Source organism: Streptomyces cellostaticus (assembly GCF_001513965.1).
GTDB classification, from domain to species: domain Bacteria; phylum Actinomycetota; class Actinomycetes; order Streptomycetales; family Streptomycetaceae; genus Streptomyces; species Streptomyces cellostaticus.
In genome coordinates, this window is the sequence record NZ_KQ948072.1 from 1 (window position 1) to 3,707 (window position 3,707).

Annotated in this window: 4 protein-coding genes and 1 pseudogene; 3 read left to right on the forward strand and 2 right to left on the reverse strand. The window is 65.7% G+C overall.

The window, feature by feature from the left end:
• Positions 1 to 148: 148 nt before the first annotated feature.
• Positions 149 to 1,306 (reverse strand): IS701 family transposase, encoded by a 1,158-nt coding sequence (locus tag AQI88_RS41290; protein WP_079058171.1) that lies wholly within the window; start codon positions 1,304 to 1,306, stop codon positions 149 to 151.
• 557 nt (positions 1,307 to 1,863) lie between these two features.
• On the opposite strand from AQI88_RS41290, the pseudogene AQI88_RS49235 reads away from it, so the two are divergent.
• A pseudogene (locus AQI88_RS49235) lies at positions 1,864 to 2,132 on the forward strand (IS630 family transposase); the annotation flags it as partial.
• 271 nt (positions 2,133 to 2,403) lie between these two features.
• Here AQI88_RS49235 and AQI88_RS41300 read toward each other — a convergent pair.
• A complete protein-coding gene (locus tag AQI88_RS41300) occupies positions 2,404 to 2,814 on the reverse strand; it encodes a hypothetical protein (protein WP_067010846.1) in 411 nt (136 codons plus the stop codon).
• 157 nt (positions 2,815 to 2,971) lie between these two features.
• Between AQI88_RS41300 and AQI88_RS48330 the strand changes: the two genes are divergently transcribed.
• Positions 2,972 to 3,292 (forward strand): hypothetical protein, encoded by a 321-nt coding sequence (locus AQI88_RS48330; RefSeq protein ID WP_244184627.1) that lies wholly within the window; start codon positions 2,972 to 2,974, stop codon positions 3,290 to 3,292.
• On the forward strand, positions 3,289 to 3,672 hold the full coding sequence (locus AQI88_RS48335) for a transposase (RefSeq protein ID WP_067010848.1): 384 nt from the start codon (positions 3,289 to 3,291) through the stop codon (positions 3,670 to 3,672). The genes AQI88_RS48330 and AQI88_RS48335 overlap by 4 nt, the downstream gene beginning before the upstream one ends.
• The last annotated feature ends 35 nt before the right edge of the window (positions 3,673 to 3,707 follow it).

Sequence of the window (3,707 nt, forward strand, 5' to 3'; positions counted from 1 at the left end):
AACGACACTTCGTGATGGCCGCGTCTCCGGTGGTGGCTGATGCGGGCCCTGGTGCTACTTCTTCGTCGCCAGATCGACCAGTTCTCTGCCCGTTGCCGGGAAGTCTTCGGTGCTTGCACAATTCGGTTCCAGATCTTCCGGACTTCGTTCACCGTGAGGGGGAGAAGATCTGGTCTCTCACCGGGAGCCGAGCCCCTTTTTGGGAAGCGCGGCGGAGGACGACGAGGAAAGCGGCGGCGGCCATGGACAGGGTGATGTGCCGATACCACGCTTCGTAGCCGCGAACTTGGTAGTGGTCCAGCCCGGTCTCATTCTTCGCGGTCTGGAAGCATTCCTCCACCGACCAGCGGGAGCCGGCGACGCGGATCAACTCCTCGAAGTCGGTGTCTTCGGGGGCGAAACAGATGTAGTAAGCGATCTCCGCGGGCTTCGACCGGCTCCGGCGAGCCAGCAGCCAGTGATCCCAGCCGGAACGGCGCAGGGGCCGGATGGGTTCGGCCGCCCAATCGTAGATACGCGGTCCTCGGACACCGTTCCCGCAGCTCAGCCGCTCCCAGGCATCCTCCGGCAGCCGGGCGATAACGTGATGGGCTCGTTCCTTGAGGAGGCCCATCGAGACGACTGACTGCGATTTGGTCACTGCCAGGACGTGAGGTATGTCCCGCGACTCGAGCCACAGGCGGAACTGCCCGTCGCCTCCGTATACCGCGTCGGCGGTCACCCAGCCGAACGGAATCTCTGCCGCCAGAGCACGTTCGACCATGCGACGAGCAAGGGCAGGTTTCGTGGCGAACTCGACATCGTCCGGAATGCCGGCCGCGCGACACCGCTCACGATCGGAGGTCCACCCCCTTGGAAGATACAACTCCCGGTCCACCAACGCTCGTCCATGCCGAGAGGCGTAGGCGAGGAATACGCCGATCTGAGAATTCTCAATTCTTCCTGCCGTGCCCGAATACTGGCGGGCCACACCGGCCGATTTGTGGCCCTTCTTCAGGAAGCCCGTCTCGTCCACGACCAGCACACCGCCGTCCGCGTCCTCCAACTCGTCTACTACGAGGGCACGTATGTCATCCCGCAGACCATCGACGTCCCAGCAGTATGAGTTCAGCAGACGTTGCATTCCCTGCGGACCGGCGTCACCCACTGCCTCGGCCAGCGTCCAGCCGTTCTTCCGCTCGACCTCGCTGAGCAGTCCCCGCAGGTAGGACCGCATCCGACGCCGAGGCTCAACACGACCGAACCGCCCGGCGAACCGCCCCACGAACTCATCAAATAGCCCTGACCAACCGCCAGCTGCCCCCACCGTCACACCGGCGACAACGAGACACCCACACCGCAGTCACGAAGTGTCGTTGTCGTGGTAAGTGGTCGAGTTCGTAAGTCTTTCGGGGGTTGACTTCGGAGCTGCTTGGAGTGTGTCTGTGGTCATGTGCCGAGGCGGAGGCGGCCGGTGATGTCGAGGGCGCCTTGGGGAGGGCTGCATGCCGTTCGGCGGCCTGGCGGATCGCGTCCCATGAAGTGGTGTAGCGGGGCTGGGTGCCGAAACGCGCGGGTGTCTGCTCGGGGCGTGCATCCGTTGGCGGTGCATGCTCCCTGAGCAAGGCAGGCCATCGCGCAAGTCTCCTTGGTGGACGGGCAGTTCTACCTGGAGGAGCACGCGATGGCCTTGTCCCAGTCTGAGCTGATGTGGCTGCTTGAGGTGTCTACGTCGGGCCGACGGAGTTGAAGCGATCAGGGTGGTGTGCGAGCGCATCCTGTAGGAGCCAACCGAACCCGGACCACAGATCACCCCACAACCGGAACCGAAACAGCTGCCGTGACTACACCACCCCGCGGGACATGACCGCGACCCCAGGACGCGTGGCCACCTGGCTCAAGGAGACCTGGCCTTGCGTGGAAAGACGGTGAGGGACCAGGACGCGTGGCTGTGCTTCGCCGACGAGGCGGGTCAGGTGCTCCGGCCGCCGAAAGCAGGGACTTGGTCCCGACGCGGCCGAACACCCCGCATCGCGGCCCGGGCCGCCGGCTCGGGACGTATCTCCCTCGCCGGTCTGGTGTGCCGCAGGCCGGGTCACCGCACCCGGCTCGTCTTCCGGATGCTGGTGCACCACAGCCACAAGGGCGAGAGGCTCCGCCATCGCCCGATGAGCGGAGTGCAGCACGGCGATCCGCGTCGTTCGCTTGGCATGACGACGCAGACCGCCGCCAGCACTGGGATTGCCCAGATCGCCAGTGATATTCAGCGCGGCTGAAGCTCCTCCCCCGTGAAGCTGCATGCGTGCAGGAGACACCGGGGATGTCCCTGTTCTGGGAAGAGATGTCCGCCCCCAGGGTCCTCGGCTGAACGGTGCGGCCGAACGGGCGGCCGCACCTCGCGTCAGGCGCTGAGCCGGAGCCGGCTCAGCAGGACGGGTTGTGCAGCGGCGGGGTCTCGAACACGTCCTGGCCGTGCGGGGCGATGACGCCGATGACGTTGCTGCAGCCGATGTCCTGGCGCTTCCACTCCTGGACCTTCGTGTCACCGTTCTTGACGGTGACGGCGTCGGCGTACTTGGTCAGGCCGCCCTTCTTGTAGCCGAGCTTGGCGGTGATCGCCGAGCCGCCGGTCTTCCCGTAGACGACCCGCACCGTGCTGCCGCCGTCGACGAGGGCGATGCAGAGCGACCCGTTGGAGAGGGAGGTGCAGGAGGGACCGGCGTTGGAGCGAGCAACGGCCAAGGAGTCGGTGGCGGCGGAGGCGGGAGAGGCGAGGGCCACCGCGGCAACCAGGGAAGAGGCGGCTATGACGCCGACGCGAGCGTGCTTACGCATGAACAGATCCTTTAACGGCAAGGTGTGGGGGGCTTTCCCAAAGGCGCCCATTGCTGTTGAACGCCGAACAGACTACTGAGGTTTTCGGTTCGGGGTGACGTCATGATGGGGCCGGGATCAGTCCGGTCTCGGCGATGAATCCGTCGAGCAGTCCGGGTTGGTCATCCGCGACCCGGAGTTCCGCGCCAAGGCCGGCCGCATCATGGACCTGTACGCCCGCACCTGGAACGGCGTCCCGCTGGGCGAGGACGAGTACGTGATCTCCGCGGACGAGAAGACCTCCATCCAGGCCCGCTGCCGCTGCGACCCCACCCTGGCCCCCGGCCAGGCCCGGGCGATGCGCGTCAACCACACCTACGACCGCGGCGGCGCCCTGGCCTACCTGGCCGCCTACGACGTCCACCAGGCCACGGTGTCCTGCCGCACCGAACCCACCACCGGCATCGTGCCCTTCATGACCTGGTCACCCAGGTCATGAGCCAGGAGCCCTACGCCAGCGCCAAACGTGTCTTCTGGATCGTCGACAACGGCTCCTCCCACCGAGGGCAGACCGCCATCGACCATCTGACCAGCACATTCCCCAACGCTGTCATGGTCCACACCCCCGTCCACGCCTCGTGGACCAACCAGGTCGAGATCTTCTTCTCGATCGTCCAGCGCAAGGTCGTCTCGCCCAACGACTTCACGGACCTCGGCGAGATCCGGGACCGGCTCCGAGCCTTCGAAGACCGCTACAACGCCACGGCGCAGCCGTTCCAGTGGAAGTTCACCACCTCCGACCTGGACGATCTGCTGGCCAGGCTCGACCGGCACACCGCCGATCACCCGGAAGAATCCTCCGTCGCGCTGGCAGCATGATCAACCCCCGAAGGATTTACGAACTCGACCACTTA

What these genes read in the sequence shown, in the direction of transcription:
- AQI88_RS41300 (WP_067010846.1), bottom strand. Translation starts at nt 2,814, where the DNA reads ATGCGTAAGCACGCTCGCGTCGGCGTCATAGCCGCCTCTTCCCTGGTT.
- AQI88_RS48335 (WP_067010848.1), top strand. Translation starts at nt 3,289, where the DNA reads ATGAGCCAGGAGCCCTACGCCAGCGCCAAACGTGTCTTCTGGATCGTC.